Origin of the sequence: Amycolatopsis dongchuanensis (assembly GCF_039542405.1) — a bacterium.
Taxonomy (GTDB): Bacteria; Actinomycetota; Actinomycetes; order Mycobacteriales; family Pseudonocardiaceae; genus Amycolatopsis_E; species Amycolatopsis_E sacchari.
In genome coordinates this window covers 32,846-53,743 of sequence record NZ_BAABIB010000145.1, presented here as the reverse complement: position 1 = coordinate 53,743, position 20,898 = coordinate 32,846, and the positions used below count along the sequence as shown (strand labels likewise).

Sequence of the window (20,898 nt, the reverse complement as noted above, 5' to 3'; positions counted from 1 at the left end):
CCCATTCTCGCGGAAAGACTGACAGAAGATGTCAGGTATGAGCGCGAAGCTGTGCTCATGACCAACACGTTCACCATGAAGACCTGGGACGAGAAGATCGTCGACGGCCCCGAGGACGGCCCGCGCTTCGCCCACGCGCACTGCACGTTCGACTACCAGGGGCTCATCGAGGGCAGCTCGGTGTGCGACTACCTGCTGTACTACCCGGGCGAGGGCCCCGCGCCGGGCTTCGAGCGGATCACCGGCAGCGTCGACGGCCGGAAGGGCAGTTTCGTCATCCGGCACGAGGTAGGTTATTCGGCACACGGTGTCCGCGGGACGTTCACGGTCGTGCCGGGTTCCGGCACCGGCGAACTGACGGGCCTGAGCGGCGTCGGGACGATCGAGGGAGCGAGCGAGACGATGTCCTACACCTTCGCCTACCAGCTGTGATCGTCGACCGGGAGCAGGTGCTCGCCTACCGGATCGCCGCGCAGGGCCTGCACCGCACGGAGGCCGAAGCCGACCGCCTGGCCGTGTTCGACCTCGGCGTGCAGAGCACGCAGCGGGACACGGCCGCGATCGCACTGGCCGCGCGGCTCGACGGCGAGCTCACCGAAGAGTCCCTTGTGGACGATGACCGGTTCGCCCTCGCCTGGACACACCGCGGTGCGCCGCACTTCCACCGGGCCGACGAACTGCCGACGGTCGCGGCTTCGCTCGTACCGCTGGAGGAGGCCGACGCGATGGCCCGCATGGGCTGGCAGCGGCGGCAGGTCGAGGCGGCGGGCAGGTCCGCGACGGACGGGCTGTTCGAGGCCGCCCGTGCGATGCGGCGGGTGGTGGACCGGCCGATGAGCAAGGGCGCGGTGAGCACCGAGGTCACCAAGCTCGTGGCACCCGGGCTGTCGTACCCGTGCCGCGGCTGCGGGACCACGCACATCCTGGAGCAGGTCATGCGCCTGGCCGCGATCCACGGCGGGGTGGGGCTGGAGGCGGGCGTGTTCCCGGCGGTGCTCGCGCCCTTCGAGTACCGCCCGCGCACGGAACCGGATGCCGCCGCGGCGGCCGGCGTCGTCGCGAACTACCTGCGCCTGCACGGCCCGGCGACCGCGGCTGACGCTGCCGGGTTCGTCGGGACCACGGCGACGCTGGTGAAGAAGCGGATGTGGCCCGGGGACCTGGTGGAGGTCCGGTTCGAGGGGCGGAAGACGTTCATCGCGGCGGCCGACGCCGACCTGCTGGCCGACCCGCCCGAACCCGCGGTGGTGCGGCTCCTGCCGCCGTGGGACCCGTTCCTCCAGTCCCGTGACCGGGCGACGCTCGTGCCGGACAAGGCGCGGCAGAAGGAAGTGTGGAAGATCCTCGGCAACCCGGGCGCGCTCCTCGCGGACGGCGAGATCGCGGGGACGTGGCGCACCAAGGGCAGCGGCCGCAAGCGGCTGGACTTCACGATCACGCCGTTCGCCCCGCTGCCCGCCGCCACGCGGAAGGCCGTCGAGGAGGAAGCCGCCAGGGTGGCGCAGGTCCGCGGGTTCGCGGACCTGCGCCTGACCTGGAGCTAGCGGACGCTACGCCGGCGGCGGCGCAACGCGAAACCGCCACCGGCGAGGGCGAACGCCCCCGCCGCCATCGGCGCCGCGAACATCGGCACCACCTGGGTCACCACGGTGTTCGAGTTGTCGTTGGCCGGGTTCGGGTCCTCCTCGTTACCGCGCACGTTCGCCGTGTTGTACAGGGTCTCGACAGTGCCGTCGGCGGTGCCGGAGACGGTGATCGTCGTGCTGTCGCCGACACCCAGCGTGCCGCCGGTGCAGGTCAGCACCATGTTCGCCACCGAGCAGCCGGGCGAGCTGGTGGTCACGTTCGTCAGGCCCGCCGGGATCGAGTCCGTCACGGTGTAACCGGTCGACGTGCCCGGACCGTTGTTCAGCACGGTCAGCGTGTAGGTGACGGTCTCGCCGTTGTTCACCTGCTCAGGACCATCCTTGATGATCCCGAGATCGGTCGGCTGCGCGACGCAGGAGGTGGCGTCGTTCCCGCCCGACGCGGGCCCGGTCTGCGTGGAGATCACGCGGAACGTCGGACTCGCGGAGGCCGGGTTGGTCACCTCGATCCGGTACAGCGTGCCGTTGTTGTTGTACATGCCGAGGTCGCCGTTGCCGTAGGCGAACGCGCCACCGTAGGTCCCGACGGGCAGACCGGCGTTGAAGTTCTCGACGGCGCCGGTGTTCGGGTTGATCCGCACGATGGAGCCATTGGCTTGCGAGGTCCCCCACAGGTACCCGTCTGCGAACACGAAGTCGGATACCTTCGGGTTGGCGCTGAGGTCGATGCGCCGGACGACGCTGTTCGTCACCGGGTTGATGACCCAGATGTAGGGGGCTTCGGAAGTCGCGACGTACAAGAGCCCCGCATCATCGAACGCGCCGATGTTGTACCCGGCGACCGTCACGCCGCCTACTGTGGAACCGGGAGCGGGCAGGCCGGTCGGCGGGCCGAAACCGGTCGCCGTGCCGTCCGAATCGATGCGCCACAGCCCGCCGTTGTCGAAGCGAATACCCCAGAGGTAGTTGTCGACTGGGTTGTAACCGATCGCGTTGTAATTGCCCGGCGCCGGAGCACCGACCGGGCTGAAGGTGATGTTGCCCTCGCCGAAGGTGCCCGAATAGAGCTGCCCCTGGGTGTTGTTGTTCACCCCCTGTGCCAGGAAAACCTGGCCCGTGCAGACGAACGGCGCGGCCGACGCCGTACCCGCGCCGGTGAACACCAGCCCGCCCGCCACCGCGGACGCGGCCAGGGTCAGCATCCCGGCGCGCTTCAACTGTTGAACGACCACTGATCTTCCTTCCGGTGGACGGAACTCGTCACCGGGAGGAGGGGCGGTCACGGGCGGACATGTCGCGACCTCCCCCTGTTGCGGTAGGTCAGACGGGGAAGAGCAGCGAAAGGGTCACCTCGCGGTTGACCCGCACGTGCTCCAGCGCGCACGCTCTGGCTCGCTCCGCGTCGCCCGACGCGATGGCTTCGTACAGCCTGCGGTGCTCGGCCAGCAGGTCCTCCCAGTGCTCGTTCTGGCCGGTCAGCCACGCGAGGCGGCCTTCGAGCGGCTGCATGAGCGTGGACAGCAACCGGTGGTCGGCGACGGCGAGGATCTCGTCGTGGAAGCGGTTGTTCGCCTCGGTGATCCGGCTGCCCTGCCCGCTCCGGGTCGCCGCCGCGGCCTCGTCCAGTATCGCCTCCAGCCGGGCCCGCCCCGCTTCGCCCGCGCGTTCGGCGGCCAGGCCGGCGGCCAGCACCTCCAGCGCCTCCCGCACGTCGAACAGCTCCTCGACGTCCACTCTGGACAGTTGACGCACGACGACGCGGCGTGGTGACGGGGTTTCCAGGAACCCCTCCGACTCCAGCGCGCGGATCGCCTCGCGCACCGGCAGGCGGGACACGCCGAGGTCCTCGGCGAGGTCGCGCTCCACGAGCCGGTCGCCGGGCTTCAGCCGCCCGGTGATGATCCGGTCACGCAGCTCGTCGACCACCCGCTGCCGTACCGCGGCCAGTGGCTTCACGCCGGCTTCGGTCACGCCGGACCACCCGTCCGGATCGGAAACATGAACGCAACCCGCCTCTCCCTTGACGCCCGGCCGCCAGTGTACGACCTTTGGTATACCAAAGTTTGGTATCCCAAACCGCTGGAGGCGCTCGTGACCGCCGTCGACCTCACGTCCGAAGCCCCGCCCGACTCCCGCCTCTACAACGAGGACCTCGCCCCCGCCAAGGAGCGGAAGTGGAAGGTCTACGACATCTTCGCGCTGTGGATGTCCGACGTGCACAACCTCGGCAACTACACGTTCGCGGCCGGGCTGTTCGTGCTCGGCCTGTCGGCGTGGCAGGTGTTCACGGCCCTGCTGTTCGGGTTCGTGATCATCTACGTCGGGATGAACCTGATGGGCCGCGTCGGGCAGCGCACCGGCGTGCCGTTCCCCGTCGTCGCGCGGATCAGCTTCGGCACCGCCGGGGCGAACCTGCCCGCGCTGATCAGGGCCGTCATCGCGATCTTCTGGTACGGCATCCAGACCTACCTCGCCTCGGTCGCGATCACGGTGCTCGTGCTGGCCATCGACCCGGGGCTGAAACCGCTTACCGAGCACGGCTTCCTCGGTCTGCACGCGCTCGGCTGGATCTGCTTCGTCGCGCTGTGGGCGGTGCAGGCGCTGATCCTGACGCGCGGCATGGAGTCGGTGCGGAAGTTCCAGGACTGGTGCGGGCCGGCGATCTGGGTCGTGATGATCGCGCTCGCGGTGTGGATTCTGGCGGCGGGGAACTGGAGCATCTCGTTCACGGAAAGCCCGAAAGCGCTTTCCACCGGTGAGCAGGTGCGGCAGTGGTTCGGCGCGGCCGGGCTGATCCTTGCGACCTACGGGACGCTGATGCTCAACTTCTGCGACTTCTCTCGGTTCACGCCCGACCAGAGGACGGTACGGCGCGGCAACTTCTGGGGCCTGCCGATCAACTCGACCGCGTTCGCGCTGCTGTCGGTGATCGTCACGGCGGGCAGCCTGAAGGTGTTCGGCGAGGCCATCACCGATCCCGCGGAGCTGCTGGCGAAGGTGCACAACACGCCGGTGCTGATCGTCGGCGCGCTGACGTTCGCCGTGGCGACGATGGGCGTCAACATCGTCGCGAACTTCGTCTCTCCCGCCTACGACCTCGCCAACATCTGGCCGAAGCGGATCAACTTCCGGACCGGCGGGATGATCAGCGCGGTGTTCGCGCTGTGCGTGCTGCCGTGGAAGCTGTACTCCTCCCCCGCGGTCGTGAACTACTTCCTCGGCGGGCTCGGCGCTTTCCTCGGGCCGCTGTTCGGGATCATGATCATCGACTACTACCTGGTCAAACGCGGCAAGGTGGACGTGGCGGCGCTGTTCGACCCGGCCGCGGGATCGCCGTACCACTACCGGCGCGGGGTCAACCCGCGGGCGCTCGGGGTGTTCGTGCCGACGGCGGCGCTGACCGCGGTGATCGCGCTGGTGCCCGTCTTCGAACCGGCGGCGCCGTACTCGTGGTTCATCGGTACCGCGGTGTCGGCGCTGGCGTACTGGGCGGTGTCGCGGAAGTGACGAGGATCCTGGTGACCAACTGCAACACCACCGAGGCGATGACGAAGGAGATCGAGGCCGGGGCGCGCGCGGCGGCGAGCCCCGGCACGGAGATCGTCGCGTTGACGCCGGCGTGGGGGCCGGAGTCCGCGGAGGGGTGGCTGGACAGCTTCCTCTCCGCCGCCGCGGTGCTGGACCTGTTGCGCACCACGGAGGAGACGTTCGACGCGGTCGTACTCGCCGGGTTCGGGGAACACGGCCGCGAGGGTGCGCGGGAGTTGCTGGACGTGCCGGTCGTGGACATCACCGAAGCCGCGGCACACCTCGCGTGCCTGCTTGGACGGCGGTACGGCGTGGTGACCACTTTGGACAGAACGTGCGGGTTGATCGAGGACAGCCTACAGGGCGCCGGGGTGGCCGCGCACTGCGTCGGCGTCGTGGGCTCGGGGCTCGGGGTGCTGGAACTCGCCGACGAGGTGCGCACGGCGTCGGCGCTGGTGACGGCGGCGCGGCGGGTGCGGGACCGGGGTGCGGAGGTGGTGGTGCTGGGCTGCGCCGGGATGACCGGGCTGGACCGGCGGATCAGCGCGGAGCTGGGAATCCCGGTGATCGACGGCGTCGCCGCGGCCGTGCGGCTCGCGGAATCGCTGGTGGCGCTGGGCCTGCGGACGAGCCGCGTGGGCTATCCGAAGCCGCTGCCGAAGTCGCGGCGCTGGGGACGGTGACGACTGACCGCCCGAGCCCCCGAGCGGCTCGAGCGGTCAGCCTCGCGAACGGTGGGCTCAGGGCTCACCGAAGCCGGATCCGCGGGCAGGCGCCGTGGCGGATCAGGTCGAATCGCCGGACTGGCCCTGGTCGGTACCGTCCTGCTGCCCCGGGAAACCGCCCATCCCGCCGGGGCCGTAGCCGCTCCCACCGGGGCCGAACTGGCTCGTGTCCGGCACGGTGCCGGAGTCGGAACCGGTCGTGTGCCCGATCACGAAACCCACGCTGCCGCCGACGACGAGCGCCGCCGCCGCGAGGATCGCCGCGAGGCCCGCCGAGAGCCGGTTCGGGGGTTTCGGTGGCACGGGCCAGGAGTAGGCGGGTGGGGCGGGCGCCGCCGTGGGGGCTGCGGTCGTCGCGGCCGCCCCACCCTGTCCGGGAGGCGCCGAGCCGGGCTGTCCGGGAAGCGCCGCCTCACGGCCCTGTCCCGGGAACGCCGCCGCAGCCGCGCCACCCCGTCCGGGAGGCGCCGAGCCCGGCTGTCCGGGGAACGCCGCCCCACCGCCCTGTCCGGGAGGCGCCGAGCCGGGCTGTCCCGGCAACGCCGCCACCCCACCCCGTCCGGGAAGCGGCTGCCCGCCGCGGGTGTCCGGCTGCGCGGAGTCGTGCGTCATCGGGGCCCCTCTTCGCGGAAGTCCGGTTGCTGACGAGATCCACTCTCGTCCCGGCGCCTGGGAAACCCGTGTGCGGAACCTACGAGTCAGCTGTGAAACTCACGCCGCCACCGACCGGGCCACCGCCTGCCGGTACCGCCGCACGACCAGGTCCACCACGCCCGCGTGCACGCCCAGCGGCTCGGCCACCACATCCGCCCCCGCCGCCGAGAGCCGTCGCTGGAACAACCCGGGCGCCAGCAGCCACGAAGCGACCGCCACCCGCCCGGAGCACGACGCGACCGCCTCCGCCACCGACGGGCTCGCCGTCGCCGCGTACCCGATCCGTACCCGAGTGTCCAAAAGGGACGAAAGCGCCCGAGCCGCCGCCCGCACCTCCGCCAGGGCCCGCGGATCGCTCGACCCCGCCGCCGCCAGTACCACCGCGTCCCCGCGCCGGTACCCCGCCGACACGAGCCGGTCACGCACCGCGAGAACCAGCTCCGGCGCGGGCCCGAACGCAGGGGTCAGCACGACGTCCGGGTGCCCGCTGGCCTCGATCTGCGCCGGGATGTCCACGCGCACGTGGTAACCCGAAGCCAGGAACGCGGGCACCACCACGGCCGGACCTCGCACCGAGCGCAAAACCGTTGTCACGTCGGGCTCCCGCACGTCGGCATAAGCCACGCGAACCGGCACACCCGTCGCCGAAGACACCCGCGCCGCCAGCCGCGTGATCACGCGCGGCCCCGCCGGGTCCCTGGTGCCGTGAGCGGCGAGCACGATCATCGTTCCACCGCCAGCCGGTAACCCCGCTTCACCACGGTCTGCACGAGCCGTCCCTCTCCCAACGCGGTCCGCAACCGCCCGATCGCCGTCTCCACCGCGTGTTCCTCGCCGCCGCCGGGCAACGCCGCCGTCAGCTCCCGCCGCGACACCACCCGTCCCGGTTCCCGCGCCAGCGCCCGCAGCACCGCCATCGGCGCCGGCGGGATCTCACACAGCTGACCGTCCACAATGGCCGCCTGTCCGCGCAGCTCGATCTGCCGCCCCGCCGCGCACAGCCGCGGCGACCGCTCAGTCAGCGCCTGCGCGACCGTCCGCGCCAGCGCCCCGATGCGGGCGCGGTCCGGCTGGACGGTCGGAATTCCCAGCGCCGCCAGCGGTGCCGCCGTGATCGGGCCGACGCACGCCACCAGCACGCGGTGCGTCAACGCGTTGACCAGCGCCGCGTGCCGTCCCGTCCGCTTGGCCACCGCCAGCATGCTCGCCGCGGCGGGTGCGCTGGTGAACGGCATCGCGTCGATCGCGCCGTCGAGCACCGCGTCCAGCAGCCGGTCGAGCGGGCCGGGATCGGCGGGCCCGACCCACCGGTACACCGGCACCTCGATCACCTCGGCCCCCGCCGAACGCAGCGAGTCGACGAAGTACGGCAACGGTTCGCCGTGCAGCTGCACCGCGACCCGCTTGCCCGCCACCCCGGTGTCCAGGAGGTGCTGCAACAGCTCGGCGTTGCTCTCCGACGCCGGGGAGTACTGCTCCGACAGCCCCGCCGCGCGGATCGCGCCACGCGCCTTCGGGCCGCGCGCCAGCAGCGTCGCCTTGCTCAGCCGGTTCAGCAGCTCCTCGCCAAGGCCCCAGCCCTCCGCCGCCTCGATCCAGCCGCGGAAGCCGATGCCGGTGGTCGCTACGACGACGTCCACCTGCTCCTCCAGCAGCCCGGCCGTCGCGGCGTGCAGCTCGGTGTCGTCGGCGAGCGGCACGATCCGGATCGCCGGGCCGTACCGCACCGTCGCACCCTTGCGCACGAGCAGCGCGCCCAGCTCGTCGGCGCGGCGGGCGGCGGTGATGCCCACCGCGAACCCGGCGAGCGGCGGGATCTGAGTCATGGGCAAACGTGCACCACACCGTCCACGACCTGCACCTCGTAGGTGCGGATGACGACCGAGTCGTCGTCGAGGCACACCCCGGTGCGCAGGTCGAACCGCTGCTTCAGCAACGGCGACGCCACGAACGGCACTCCCCCGCTCTCCCCGACCAGCCCGCGCGAGAGCACCGCCGCCCGTGCGAACGGGTCGATGTTGGACAGCCCGTACAGCTCGCCCTCCGCCGTCAGGAAGACCGCCACCTGCCTGCCGTCGGGCAGCAGCGCGGCGACCCCGCGGCCGGGGATCAGCCTCGCCAGCTCGCACACGGCCACCGTGCGCGTCTGCATCGTGGTCATCGGGACACCACCTCCGGAACTCCCAGCAGGACGGGCACCTTCTGCTCGCGCTCGGTGCTGAACGAGATCGTCGGGTCCGGCGCGCCGGGCGCGTTCACGAACGACGTGAACCGCGCCAGCTTCTCCGGGTCTTCGAGCACGCCACGCCACTCGTCGGCGTAGTTCTCCACGTGCTTGGCCATCGCCGCGTCGAGCTCCTCACAGATGCCGAGCTTGTCGTCCACGATGACCTCACGCAGGTGGTCGAGCCCGCCCTCCATCTCCTCGATCCAGGGCGCCGTCCGCTGGAGGCGGTCCGCGGTGCGGACGTAGAACATGAGGAACCGGTCGATGTAGCGGATCAGCGACTCGGAGTCCACATCGGACACCAGCAGCTCGGCGTGCCGGGGGAAGGTGCCGCCGTTGCCGCCGACGTAGAGGTTCCAGCCCTTCTCCGTCGCGATCACACCGAAGTCCTTGCCCCGCGCCTCCGCGCACTCACGCGCGCAGCCCGAGACCCCCGCCTTGAGCTTGTGCGGCGAGCGCAGCCCGCGGTACCGCAGCTCCAGCTCCACGGCCATGCCCACGCTGTCCTGCACGCCGTAGCGGCACCACGTGGAGCCCACGCACGACTTGACCGTCCGCAGCGCCTTGCCGTACGCGTGCCCGGACTCCATGCCCGCGTCCACGAGCCGCTTCCAGATGTGCGGCAGCTGGTCCACGGTCGCACCGAACAGGTCGATGCGCTGTGCGCCGGTGATCTTGGTGTACAGCCCGAACTCGTCCGCGACCTCGGCGATCACCTTGAGCTTCGCCGGGGTGATCTCGCCGCCGGGCACGCGGGGCACCACCGAGTAGGTGCCGTTGCGCTGCATGTTGGCCAGGAAGTGGTCGTTGGTGTCCTGCAGGCTCGCCTGCTCACCGTCGAGGACGTGGCCGCCGTCGCGTTCGGTGGTCCCGATCGTCGCGAGGATCGAGGCGACCGCCGGCTTGCAGATCGCGCAGCCCGCGCCGGTGCCGTGCTTGGCGATGAGCTCACCGAACGTGGTGATCCGGGTGGCCTTGATGATCTCGAACAGCTCGCGCCGCGAGTACGCGAAGTGCTCGCACACCGCCTTCGACTGCACCACACCACACGCGTCGAGCAGCTTCGACAGCATCGGCACGCACGAGCCGCACGTCGTGCCCGCCCGTGTGCAGCCCTTGATGGCGGCGACGCTGTCACAGCCCTGCGTGCGGATGGCCTCGGTGATCATGCCCTTCGTCACGTTGTTGCAGGAGCAGATCCCGGCCTCGTCCGGCAGCGCGTCCACGCCGACCGCACCCGAAGCGCCCTCCGGCGCGAGCATCGCGGCCGGGTCGGCGGGCAGCGGGCTGCCGACGAGCGGGCGCAGCAGGTTGTACGAACTCGCGTCGCCGACCAGCACACCGCCGAGCAGCGTTCCCTCGGGTGACACGACGAGTTTCTTGTAGTAGCCCGAAACCGCGTCGGCGAGCACGACCTCCAGCGCGCCCTCGGTGGCGGCGTGGGCGTCACCGAAGCTCGCCACGTCCACGCCCATCAGCTTCAGCTTGGTCGACATGTCGGCGCCGGGGAACTCGCCGTCCTTGCCCAGCAGCTGCCCCGCCACGATCTCCGCCATCGTGTAGCCGGGCGCGACGAGCCCGTAGCAGCGGCCGTCGACCGCCGCGCACTCGCCGATCGCCCAGATCGACGGATCGCTGGTGCGGCAGGAGGAATCGACCAGCACGCCGCCGCGTTCACCCACCGCGAGCCCGGCTTCACGAGCCAGCTCGTCACGCGGGCGGACACCGGCGGAGAACACGATCAGGTCGAGGTCCAGCTCCGTGCCGTTCGTCAGGCTCGCGGTCAGCCGGTCCCCGTCCTGCTCGATCTTCGCCGCCGACGTTCCCGTGTGGACGGTCAGGTCCAGCTCGGTGACCAGCTTCCGCAGCAGGCTGCCGCCACCCTCGTCGACCTGGAGCGGCATCAGCCGCGGTGCCATCTCCACCACGTGCGGCGAGAGACCCATGTCCCGCAACGCCTTCGCCGCCTCCAGGCCCAGCAGCCCGCCGCCGACCACCATCGCGGCCGCGCGGCCGCGCTTGCGGGCCTTGGCGCTGTCCACGGCCGCCCGGATCGCGTCGAGGTCCTCGATCGTCCGGTAGACGAAGCAGCCGGGCAGGTCGCGCCCCGGCACCGGCGGGACGAACGGCCGGGACCCGGTGGCGAGCACGAGCGCGTCGTAGTGCTCGGTGTGCCCGCCCGCGGTGGTGACCGTGCGGGCCTCCCGGTCGATGCTCGCCACCGGGTCGCCCAGCCGCAGTTCGACCCCGGTGTGCGGGCCGAGGTCCAGCGCCTGCGCGTCCCAGCCGTCCACATAGGACGTCAGCGCGACCCGGTCGTACGCCGGGCGCGGCTCTTCGCCGAGCACGACGATCCGCCACTGCCCCTCGGTGTCCGCCGCCCGCAGCTCCTCGACGAGCCGGTGGCCCACCATGCCGTGGCCGGCGACGACCAGTGTGCGCGTCATATCCGTTCCTCCTTGCAGCTTCAGACCCGGGATCCGGCCAGTGCCAGCTGGTTGTCGCCGACCTCGGACCGGCGCAGGTACACCGCCCAGGTCACGACGAAGCAGATCCCGTAGAACACGAGGAACCCGACGAAGGCGGGCACCCCGCTGCCGGTGTTCATGAACGACTGCCGGAACGCCAGGTTGATGAACAACCCGCCCAGCGCGCCGATCGCCCCGGCGAGCCCGATCAGGGCACCCGACAGCTTGCGGGCGTTGAGCAGCTCGGCCGTCTCGTCGGCACCCGCGGCGATCGCGGCCTTCGCCTTGGCGCGGAAGATCGCCGGGATCATCTTGTAGGTCGAGCCGTTCCCGATCCCGGTCAGCACGAACAACACGATGAAGGCGGCGGTGAACAACGCCAGCGACTTCGCGTTCGAGGCGATGATCAGCAGCACCGTCAGCGCCGCCATGCCGACGAAGTTCCAGAACGTGATCCGGCCACCGCCGATGCGGTCGGACAGCCAGCCGCCGACCGGCCGCGACAGCGAACCGAGCAGCGGGCCCAGGAACGTCACCGCGGCGGCCTGCAGCGGGGTGCGGCCGAACTGGTTCTGCAGCACCAGCCCGAAGGCGAAGCTGTAGCCGATGAACGAGCCGAACGTGCCGATGTAGAGGAAGGACATGACCCACGTGTGGGACTCCTTCACCACCTCGCGCATGCCCTTGCCGTCGTTCCGCATCGACGCGATGTTGTCCATGAACAGGTACGCGCACAGCGCGGCGATCACGATCAGCGGCAGGTAGACGAACAACACGATCCGCGGGGCGTTGTTGCCGGCGGTGGCGATCACCAGCAGGCCGATCAGCTGGATCACGGCGACGCCCAGGTTCCCGCCGCCCGCGTTGAGGCCCAGCGCCATGCCCTTGGCCTTCTCGGGGAAGAACGCGTTGATGTTCGCCATCGAGGACGCGAAGTTCCCGCCGCCGACGCCGCCGAGCGCGGCGACGAGCAGGAACACCCACAGCGGCGTGCCCGGCTCGATCACGATCGCCGCGGCGATGCTCGGGATCAGCAGCAGCAACGCGCTCACGACCGTCCAATTGCGACCGCCGAACTTCGCCACGGCGAAGGTGTAGGGCAGCCGCGCGATCGCGCTGACGAGCGTCGGGGTCGAGGTCAGCAGGAACTTGTCACCCGCCGAGAACCCGTACTTCGGGCCCATGAACAGCACCATCACCGACCACAGGCTCCAGATGGAGAACCCGATGTGCTCGGAGAAGATGGAGAACCACAGGTTGCGCCTTGCCACCTTCTTCCCGGTGGTGGCCCAGAACGTGTCGTCTTCCGGCGTCCAGTGTTCGATCCACCGGCGGCCGCGGGTCGCAGTCGTCATTTCTTCGGCTCCTGTCAGGAAGTGGTCGCCAGCCAGTCGGCGATGCCGCACACGGCGTCGCGGCAGCTGCCGCAGCCGGTGGTCGCCCTGGTCGCGGAGGCCAGCTCGGTCACGTCGGTCGCGCCCGCGCGGAACGCCTCGACGAGCCGGCCCTTGGTCACGGAGTTGCACCGGCACACCACGGCGGCGGCGGGCAGGTCCGCCGGCCCGGCCGCGGCGGGCGCGCCCGAGGGCAGCGCCCGGCCGAGCAGGACGGCGAGGCGGTCGGCGGGCACGGGCACGCCGCGGTCGTAGAGCTGGGTGATGGTGGCGGCGGCGTCGGGTGCGCCGAGGAGGATCGCTCCGGTGACGCGGTCTTCGCGGATCACGAGTTTCGTGTAACGCCCGCCGGTCGGGTCGGTCAGGGACAGCACTTCCGCGTCGGTGTCGTGCACGTCGGTGTGCGCGTCGCCGAGCGCGGTCAGGTCGATGCCGCGGGCCTTGAGCTTGGTGACCACCTGCGTGCCGCGGTAGCGCGCGGCGACGCTGGTGCCGGTGAGCAGGTCGGCGAGCACCGCCGCCTGCTGCCACGCGGGTTCCACCAGCCCGGACACCGTGCCCGGGTGCTGGGCGCAGTCGCCGATGGCGTACACACGCCCGTCACTGGTGCGCAGGGAGTCGTCGACGACCACCCCGCGATCGACGGTCAGCCCGGCGTCCCGGGCCAGTCCGGTCTCCGCCCGCACCCCGGCGGAGACCACGACGAGATCGGCGGCGACCTTGCTGCCGTCGTCGAGCTTGAGGCCGCTGCCCGGCAGGTACCGGGCGGCGGAGGCGTTGAGGCGGAAGTCGATGCCGTGGGTGCCGAGCAGTCGCGCCAGCACCTGTCCTGCACCCGCGTCGAGCTGCCGCTCCATGACGTGGCCGGCGGGGTGCACGACGGTGACGAGGTTTCCGCGCCCCGCAAGGCCGCGAGCCGCTTCGAGGCCGAGCAGCCCGCCGCCGAGGACTGCCACGGGGGGCTCCGGCCTTCGCGACGTCGAGGATGCGCTCGCAGTCCTCCATCGTCCGGAACGTCACGACACCTGGCGCGAGCGTGCCGTCGTCGCGGGTCAGCCCTTCCACCGGCGGCAGCCACGGCTTGCTGCCGGTGGCGAGCACGAGCGCGTCGTAGTCCACAGCGGACCCGTCGTCGAGCGCGACCCGCCGCTGCTCCCGGTCGATGCCGGTGGCCCGCACGGAGGTGCGCAGGTCGATCCCGTGGTCCGCGGCCCAGCCGGGTTCGTGCAGCCGCACGAGGTCCGAGTGCATCGTCCCGGCGACGACGGCCGACAGCAGCACGCGGTTGTAGGCGTGGTGCGGCTCCTCGCCGATCACGGTGAGGTGGACGGCGTCGCCTTCCGGGTCGCGGCGGCGGATTTCGTCGGCCAGCCGCGCCCCCGCCATGCCGTACCCGAGGACGACGACCTTGCGCGGGCTCATGCCACCTCCAGCTTCACGGCACAGACCTTGAACTCGGGCATGCGGCTGGTCGGGTCGAGCGCGGGGTTGGTGAGCAGGTTCGCCCGCTGTGCCCCGGCGAAGTGGAACGGCAGGAACACGACGTCCGGCCGCATCGAGGACACGCACCGCACCCGTGCGGTCATCTCCCCGCGCCGCGACGCCAACCGCGCCCACTCGCCTTCGCTCAGCCCGCACCGGGCGGCGGTGTCGGGATGCACTTCCACGTAGGCCTCGGGGACGACGTCGTTGAGTTCGCTCACCAGCCGCGTCTGCGCGCCGGACTGGTAGTGCTGCAGGACACGTCCGGTGGTGAGCTGCAACGGGAACTCCTCGTCCGTCGGTTCGGCGGGCCCGCGGTGCTCGACGGGCACGAACCGCGCCCGCCCGTCCGCGTGCGCGAACCGGTCGAGGAACACGCGCGGGGTGCCCTCGTGCTCCTCCGCGGGAACGGGCCAGTACAACGCTTCCCCCGCCCGCAAGCGGTCGTACGTGATGCCGGAGTAGTCGGCGAGGCCGCCCCTCGATGCCTCGCGGAGTTCGGTGAAAACGCTTTCCGCGTCGACCGGGAAGCGCTCCGCGGGCTGCCCCAGCCGCGTCGCGAGCCCTTGCAGCACTTCGAGGTCCGTGCGCACGCCCGCGGGGGGTTCGAGCGCGCGGCGGCGCAGCAGGACCCGGCCTTCGAGGTTGGTCATCGTGCCGCTCTCCTCCGCCCACTGCGTCACCGGCAGCACGACGTCCGCGAGCGCGGCGGTCTCCGACAGCACCAGGTCCGACACGACGAGGAAGTCCAAAGCGGACAGTCGGTCGGCGATGTGCGCCGAGCGCGGCGCGGAGACGACCACGTTGCTGCCGAACACCAGCAGCGCCTTCGGCCCGTCCTCCGTGCCCAGCGCGTCGAGCAGCTCGTACGCCGAGCGACCCGGCCCCGGCAGCGACTCCGCGGGGACACCCCACACCCCCGCGACGTGCTCGCGCGCGGCCGGATCGTCGATCTTGCGGTAACCGGGCAGCTGGTCGGCCTTCTGGCCGTGCTCGCGACCGCCCTGCCCGTTGCCCTGCCCGGTGAGGCAGCCGTACCCGGAGCCGCGGCGGCCGGGCAGGCCCAGCGCCAGCGCGAGGTTGATCCAGGCGCTGACCGTGTCGGAACCGCTCGCGTGCTGTTCCGTGCCACGCGCGGTGAGGATGTAGGCGTTGCGCGCGTTGGCCAGCCGCTCCGCGACGCGACGCTGGTCGGCGGCCGACACCCCGGTCACCCGCTCGACGCGCTCGGGCCACCAGCGCGCGACGATCCGCCACACGGCGTCGAAACCGCGCGTGCGTTCGTCCACATAGGACCAGTCCACGTGCCCGTCGGCGACGGCGGCGTGCAGGATGCCCAGTGCGAGCGCGAGATCCGTGCCCGGCGAGGGCGCCAGGTGCAGGTTGCCCTGCTCCGCGGTCGGCGTGCGCCGCGGGTCCACCACGACCAGCCCGCCGATCTCCTTGGCGTGCCGCAGGTGCTGCATGAACGGCGGCATCGTCTCGGCCGGGTTGGACCCGACGAGCAGCACCGCGTCGGCCTCGGCGAGGTCGGTGAGCGGGAACGGCAGCCCGCGGTCCAGCCCGAAGGCCTTGTTGCCCGCGGCCGCCGCGGAGGACATGCAGAACCGGCCGTTGTAGTCGACCTGCGAGGTGCCCAGCGCGATCCGGGCGAACTTCCCGAGCAGGTAGGACTTCTCGTTGGTCAGGCCGCCGCCGCCGAACACCGCGGCCGCGTCCTTCCCGTGCCGCGCCTGGATTTCGGTCAGGCGGCGGGCGATCAGGTCGAGTGCGTCGTCCCACGCGGCGGGCACGAGTTCGCCGTCGACGCGGACGAGCGGGGTGGTCAGGCGCGCGGGAGACGTGAGCAGCGCACCGGACGTCCAGCCCTTCTGGCACAGGCCGCCGCCGTTGGTCGGGAACTCACGCGGTGCGACTGTGGTGCCGGTCACGGTCATACCGCACTGCAGGGCGCAGTACGGGCAGTGGGTGGCCGTCCCGACCCGCTGTTCCGCCGTCAGCGTCACGTGCACCTCCTCCATCCGACGCCAATTGACGGTAAGAGGGCTTGTTACCTGAAAACGTCCGAATGTTTCAGGCGTTTGACATTGCTCGGGAATCGCGGCGGGTGCGCGGTGAGAAGGCGCTGCTCAGAGGAGTTCGCTGACCGCGGCGGCGGCGACGCGCAGGCCGTCGAGCGCGGAAACCGTGGCACGGGGCCGAAGTGAGTGCGCGGCGAGGCGGAACAACACGGCACGCAGGATCAGCTGCGGCCATTCGGGCAGGTGTGACCACCGTCGCAGGAACTCCGGCGGTGCGCCGCCCCACGCGACGGCGTCCACCGCGGCGACGGCGGCGCCCCACTCGGCGGGACGGAAGTAGGGCTCGAAGTCGACGACGCCGGGTGGGGACGGCCCGTCGAACAACACGGCACCGAACAGGTCTCCGGGGACGACCTGGTCCGGCAGCCGCACGGGTCTTCGCGCGACGGCGAGCACCTCGAACCAGCGGCCGCCCCGGTTTTCGTCGACCGGCACGTCCACCTCACCCCACGCCACGCGGTCGGCGATCGCGTCGGGGTCCTGACGGCGCGCGAGGAATTCGGGCCGCGGCAGCCCGGCGGTGGCGTGGGCGAGCTTCAACGCGGCGAGCATCGTCTCGTCGTGCCGGTGCTCCGGTTGCCCCGGCAGGTAGCGGCTGGCCGCCCAGCCACCGATCAGCCAGCGCCCGTCGGTGGTGCGCACGGGCCGCGCGATCCGCAGGTCCGGCACGACGAGCCGGCCAAGGACGTCGGCCAGCCAGACGGCACGGGCCTTGTCCGCCACGGGTTTCAGCACGAGGTCGCCGCAACGCCAGGCGCCGCTGCCGGGAACGCGCTCCAGCTCCCCCTGAGCGCCGAACGCCTTCAGCACGCGCTGCGGCACGGGGGACTCGGACGGCACGACCCCGAGGCTACCTGCGCAAAAAGGAGCCCCGGAAGAGTTTTCCGGGGCTCCTTTCGAGGCGGCTCAGTAAGTCGGCAGACTCGCGTCGCGCCCCGACGCCACCCGCACGAAAAGGGCGCCCCGGGAAGCAGCCTCCCGAAGCGCCCTTCCGCCGCGGCTCAGTACGTCGGCAGGCTCGGGTCGATCTGCTTCGCCCAGGCCAGCACGCCGCCGCCGAGGTGCGTGGCGCATCCCGAGGCCACCTGCACAAAAGGGACGTCCCGGAACCACGTCCCAGGACGCCCCTCCGCTTGAACTCAGCACGTCGGCAGACGCGGGACGCGCCCCGACGCCACCCGCACGAAAAGGGCGCCCCGGGAAGCAGCCTCCCGAAGCGCCCTTCCGCCGCGGCTCAGTACGTCGGCAGGCTCGGGTCGATCTGCTTCGCCCAGGCCAGCACGCCACCGCCGAGGTGCGTGGCGTCCTTGAACCCGGCGCGGTGCAACGCGGCCAGCGCCTCGGCCGAGCGCGCCCCCGACTTGCAGTGCAGCACGATCGGCTTGTCCTGCGGCAGTTCCGCCAGCGCCTCACCCGAGAGGATGCGGTCCTTCGGGATCAGCTTCGCGCCCTTGATGTTCACGATCTCGTACTCGTGCGGCTCGCGGACGTCGATCAGCTCGAACTCCTCACCCGCGTCGAACTTCGCCTTCAGCTCGGCCGGGGTGATGGTGTGGTTGCTCGCCGCGTTCTGCGCCTCGTCCGAAACCACCCCGCAGAACGCCTCGTAGTCGATCAGCTCGGTGATCTTCGGCGTCTCCGGGTCCTTCCGGATCTTGACCTCGCGGTAGCGCATCTCCAGCGCGTCATAGCTGATCAGGCGCCCGAGCAGCGGCTCCCCGATACCGGTGATCAGCTTGATCGCCTCGGTGACCATGATCGAACCGATGGAGGCGCACAGCACACCCAGCACGCCACCCTCGGCGCACGAGGGCACCATCCCGGGCGGCGGGGCCTCCGGGTACAGGTCGCGGTAGTTCAGGCCCTTGCCGTTGGGCGCGTTCTCCCAGAACACGCTGACCTGGCCCTCGAAGCGGAAGATCGAGCCCCACACGTACGGCTTGTCGAGGATCACCGCGGCGTCGTTGACGAGGTACCGGGTGGCGAAGTTGTCCGTGCCGTCGAGGATCAGGTCGTACGGCCGGAAGATGTCGAGCGCGTTCTCGGTGGTCAGCTGCTCGGTGTGCAGGATGACGTCGACGAACGGGTTGATCTCGGCGATCGACTCCTTCGCCGAGACGGCCTTCGGCTTGCCCACGTCGGACTGCCCGTGGATCACCTGGCGCTGCAGGTTCGACTCGTCCACCACGTCGAAGTCGATGACGCCGAGCGTGCCGACGCCCGCGGCCGCCAGGTACAGCAGGGCCGGGCTGCCGAGCCCGCCCGCGCCGATGACCAGCACCTTCGCGTTCTTCAGCCGCTTCTGCCCGTCCATCCCGACATCCGGGATGATCAGGTGCCGGCTGTACCGGGCCACCTCTTCCTTGGTGAGCTCGGCGGCCGGCTCGACGAGCGGCGGCAGCGTGCCTGACATCGGGTCCTCCATCTCGCGCGGATCGCGTCCAACTACCCAGTATCCACAACGCGCGCGAGGGGTGACGTCTTCCCGGCCCCTGTCTCAGCCCGTGGGAGCGGTGTCCCCGAGGTTCAGCACCGGCCACGCGTTCGGCTTGCACGTCTTGCCGTCCGAGGGCACGGCCTTCGAGTTGTAGATGTCGACCTGGTTCAGCTCGGCGACGTAGTTGTTGCTGACCCCGAACGTCTGTTGCATCATCACCGGCGCCGGCGCGCCGTCCTCCTTGCAGCCCACGTGCCCGTTGCCGAGCGCGTGCCCGACCTCGTGGTTGATCGCATACTGCCGGTACGTCCCCATGTCGGCGCCGAACGCCAGCGCGCCCCGCACCCACCGGGCCAGGTTGATGATCACGCTGTGGTGGAACCCGCGGATGTAGCACGACGTCGGGAACGGGATGCCGAACCCGCACAGGTCCGCGCGCGTCGCGGTGTCCGGCGTGGTCAGGCGGACGCGGAAGTCCGGGTCGGGGAAGCTCGCGTCGACCCGCTGCATGCTCACCTTGCCGGTGCCGATCCAGCTGCGGGCGTCCGACAGCGTGGCCTCGACGGTGCGGGCGAACGAGTCGTCCCCCGCGTAGCTGGCCGGGTCGATGCCGTCCTCGACCTCGATCGTGTAGTGGTACAGCCGACCGCCGGTGCCCGCCCGTTTGCCGCTCGTGCCGTCGTTGGACAGCGGGACGACGTGCCACGTCATCTTGCCCGCCTGCGTGAAGGCGCCGCCGTCGGGCAGCGGGGCGGTGGGCACGTTCAGGTTCGCCGGCAGCGCGGGCTTCTCGGGCACCCCGCCGTCCGCGGCGATGCCGTCGGTGCCGGTGGACGCACCCGAGCCGGTGGCGGGCTGGGCGGGCTCCCGCGCGGTGTTGAACACCACGAGCGCGGTGAGGACCACCAGGATCGGCAGCGCGTACATCCGCCACCCGTAGGCCTTCGCCACGCGCCGCAGGCGGCCGCGCTGACGGCGGGCCTTGCGGGCCTCCTGCGGGGTCTGCTCCAGCTGGCCGGGGGTGGCGGGACGCCAGGACGCGCTGAGCGGCTCACCCTTCGTGCGACGGCGGCCTCGCGCGTACCGGTCGGCGGAATCGCGGCGTGAACGGCGTTGCGGGGAACGGTGCCGGGACCGCTGCTCCTCGCTCTGCTCGCCGTTCTTCACCCGGTTCACGGGCCCAGGGTGCCACACCCCCACCGCGCTGCGCACAGCGACCAGCCCGGCACACTGCGAATTTTCTTCACCCGGTTGGCCTACCAGGCGTTCCCCTCCACCCGTTCCCACATGCCCAAAACGGCTTTCGCGACGGCAACGGGACGTTCCATCTGGGCGACGTGCCCGGTGCGCGGCAGCACGAGCAGCCGGGCCCGCTGGAGCGCCTTCGCGGTGCGCGCGGCACGCCGGACGGAGATCACCCTGTCCTCGGTCCCCCACACCACGAGCGACGGCACACCGACCTGCGGCGCGACCGACCACAGCGACTTCGGCCCGCGCGCGAACCACGTCCGGAAGATCCCCATGGTGCTCGCCGCCATCGCCGCGTTGGCCCACTTCAGTTCGGCCCGCGCGGTGTGCTCCTCGGCCAGCTCGTCGAGCCGGTGCTGCGGGAACGCGTCCGGGTCGGCGAAGCACAGCTTGATGACCTGCGCGGCGCGCTCGCGCGGGCTCATCGCCGCGAGCTTCCGCCGCACGCCGCGACCGACCAGCGGCAGGTACGCCAGCATCATCAGCGGATCCGACAGCCGCCGCGGGTCCGGCCTGCGGTCGGGCATCGCCGGCGAGATCAGGGTGAGGCTGCGCACCAGTTCCGGCCGCCGCGCCGCGACGAGCAGCACGACGGCACCGCCCATCGAGTTGCCGAGCAGGTGCACGGGCCCGTTGCCGAGCCCCTCGATGAACCGGGCCAGCTCGTCGGCGTGCTCGTCGAGGCTGAACCGGAAGCCCTCGGTGGGCTCCGAGAAGCCGAAGCCGGGCAGGTCGACGGACAGCCCGGTGGCGAAGGGGGCCAGCAGTGTCGCCAGATCCGTCCAGTTGGTCGAGGAGCCGCCGAGGCCGTGCACGTAGATGGCGGTGGTGTCGGCCGCGCCGGGGGTGCGGCGCACGTGCAGGGAAACCCCGCCCGCGGTTTCGACGGTGCCCGGCCACGGTCGCTGTGCCGGGTCGAGGTCGGGTAGCGGGGTCTTGGAGAGAGGCACGTGCGTCACCGCGGCGCGTCTGCCGGAATCGGCCTCTCCGGCGGTCTGAACGGTGTCGGTCATCAAACCAGCATGCAACTGGAAGGCCGGGCTTGGCGACTCGTCGGTACCGCCGAGT

Annotated in this window: 17 protein-coding genes and 1 pseudogene; 4 read left to right on the top strand and 14 right to left on the bottom strand. The window is 71.3% G+C overall.

All coding sequences use genetic code 11. The features are described 5' to 3' along the window. The first annotated feature begins 57 nt into the window (after positions 1-57). The gene (locus ABFX51_RS34520; RefSeq protein WP_091511885.1) at positions 58-432 is read left to right on the top strand and encodes a DUF3224 domain-containing protein; all 375 of its coding nucleotides are present in this window, start codon (positions 58-60) and stop codon (positions 430-432) included. After that, positions 429-1,544 carry a winged helix DNA-binding domain-containing protein gene (locus ABFX51_RS34515; protein ID WP_091511883.1) on the top strand — a complete coding sequence of 372 codons (1,116 nt, stop codon included), beginning with the start codon at positions 429-431 and terminating at the stop codon, positions 1,542-1,544. The genes ABFX51_RS34520 and ABFX51_RS34515 overlap by 4 nt, the downstream gene beginning before the upstream one ends. Here ABFX51_RS34515 and ABFX51_RS34510 read toward each other — a convergent pair. After that, positions 1,541-2,818, bottom strand: a complete 1,278-nt coding sequence (locus ABFX51_RS34510; protein WP_245783221.1) for a DUF6923 family protein — start codon at positions 2,816-2,818, stop codon at positions 1,541-1,543. The genes ABFX51_RS34515 and ABFX51_RS34510 overlap by 4 nt on opposite strands. Before the next feature lie 88 nt (positions 2,819-2,906). After that, positions 2,907-3,557, bottom strand: coding sequence for a GntR family transcriptional regulator (locus ABFX51_RS34505; protein WP_091511877.1), 651 nt, complete (start codon positions 3,555-3,557; stop codon positions 2,907-2,909). 120 nt (positions 3,558-3,677) lie between these two features. On the opposite strand from ABFX51_RS34505, the gene ABFX51_RS34500 reads away from it, so the two are divergent. Together ABFX51_RS34500 and ABFX51_RS34495 are read left to right on the top strand one after the other, a co-directional pair. After that, positions 3,678-5,093, top strand: a complete 1,416-nt coding sequence (locus ABFX51_RS34500) for an NCS1 family nucleobase:cation symporter-1 (protein WP_245783220.1) — start codon at positions 3,678-3,680, stop codon at positions 5,091-5,093. Further along, positions 5,090-5,797, top strand: coding sequence for an aspartate/glutamate racemase family protein (locus ABFX51_RS34495; RefSeq protein ID WP_346056259.1), 708 nt, complete (start codon positions 5,090-5,092; stop codon positions 5,795-5,797). The genes ABFX51_RS34500 and ABFX51_RS34495 overlap by 4 nt, the downstream gene beginning before the upstream one ends. 102 nt (positions 5,798-5,899) lie before the next feature. On the opposite strand, the gene ABFX51_RS34490 is transcribed toward ABFX51_RS34495, so the two are convergent. The 12 genes and pseudogenes from ABFX51_RS34490 to ABFX51_RS34435 form a co-directional block, all read right to left on the bottom strand. Beyond that, positions 5,900-6,142: a hypothetical protein gene (locus ABFX51_RS34490; protein WP_091511875.1), complete on the bottom strand. Its 243-nt coding sequence runs from the start codon at positions 6,140-6,142 to the stop codon at positions 5,900-5,902. A gap of 408 nt (positions 6,143-6,550) precedes the next feature. After that, positions 6,551-7,219 carry a sirohydrochlorin chelatase gene (locus ABFX51_RS34485; protein WP_091511872.1) on the bottom strand — a complete coding sequence of 223 codons (669 nt, stop codon included), beginning with the start codon at positions 7,217-7,219 and terminating at the stop codon, positions 6,551-6,553. Next, on the bottom strand, positions 7,216-8,319 hold the full coding sequence (locus ABFX51_RS34480) for a uroporphyrinogen-III synthase (protein ID WP_091511869.1): 1,104 nt from the start codon (positions 8,317-8,319) through the stop codon (positions 7,216-7,218). The genes ABFX51_RS34485 and ABFX51_RS34480 overlap by 4 nt, the downstream gene beginning before the upstream one ends. Next, positions 8,316-8,654, bottom strand: coding sequence for a nitrite reductase small subunit NirD (gene nirD / locus ABFX51_RS34475; protein WP_346056257.1), 339 nt, complete (start codon positions 8,652-8,654; stop codon positions 8,316-8,318). The genes ABFX51_RS34480 and nirD overlap by 4 nt, the downstream gene beginning before the upstream one ends. Beyond that, positions 8,651-11,167 (bottom strand): nitrite reductase large subunit NirB, encoded by a 2,517-nt coding sequence (gene nirB / locus ABFX51_RS34470; protein ID WP_346056256.1) that lies wholly within the window; start codon positions 11,165-11,167, stop codon positions 8,651-8,653. The genes nirD and nirB overlap by 4 nt, the downstream gene beginning before the upstream one ends. 20 nt (positions 11,168-11,187) lie before the next feature. Beyond that, positions 11,188-12,543, bottom strand: coding sequence for a nitrate/nitrite transporter (locus ABFX51_RS34465; protein ID WP_346056255.1), 1,356 nt, complete (start codon positions 12,541-12,543; stop codon positions 11,188-11,190). A gap of 14 nt (positions 12,544-12,557) precedes the next feature. Next, a pseudogene (locus ABFX51_RS34460) lies at positions 12,558-14,004 on the bottom strand (FAD-dependent oxidoreductase). Continuing rightward, complete coding sequence (locus ABFX51_RS34455) at positions 14,001-16,085, bottom strand: molybdopterin oxidoreductase family protein (RefSeq protein WP_346056253.1); 2,085 nt, start codon at positions 16,083-16,085, stop codon at positions 14,001-14,003. Before ABFX51_RS34455 ends, ABFX51_RS34460 begins: the two are co-directional and overlap by 4 nt. A 108-nt stretch (positions 16,086-16,193) precedes the next feature. Beyond that, positions 16,194-16,985, bottom strand: coding sequence for a TIGR02569 family protein (locus tag ABFX51_RS34450; RefSeq protein WP_091511854.1), 792 nt, complete (start codon positions 16,983-16,985; stop codon positions 16,194-16,196). Between the two features lie 394 nt (positions 16,986-17,379). Next, entirely contained in the window at positions 17,380-18,558 is a 1,179-nt protein-coding gene (moeZ, locus tag ABFX51_RS34445) for an adenylyltransferase/sulfurtransferase MoeZ (RefSeq protein WP_091512028.1), read from the bottom strand. A gap of 84 nt (positions 18,559-18,642) precedes the next feature. Continuing rightward, complete coding sequence (locus tag ABFX51_RS34440; RefSeq protein ID WP_346056252.1) at positions 18,643-19,758, bottom strand: DUF3152 domain-containing protein; 1,116 nt, start codon at positions 19,756-19,758, stop codon at positions 18,643-18,645. Positions 19,759-19,838: 80 nt separating this feature from the next. Then, positions 19,839-20,843, bottom strand: a complete 1,005-nt coding sequence (locus ABFX51_RS34435; protein WP_091512026.1) for an alpha/beta fold hydrolase — start codon at positions 20,841-20,843, stop codon at positions 19,839-19,841. Positions 20,844-20,898 lie beyond the last annotated feature (55 nt).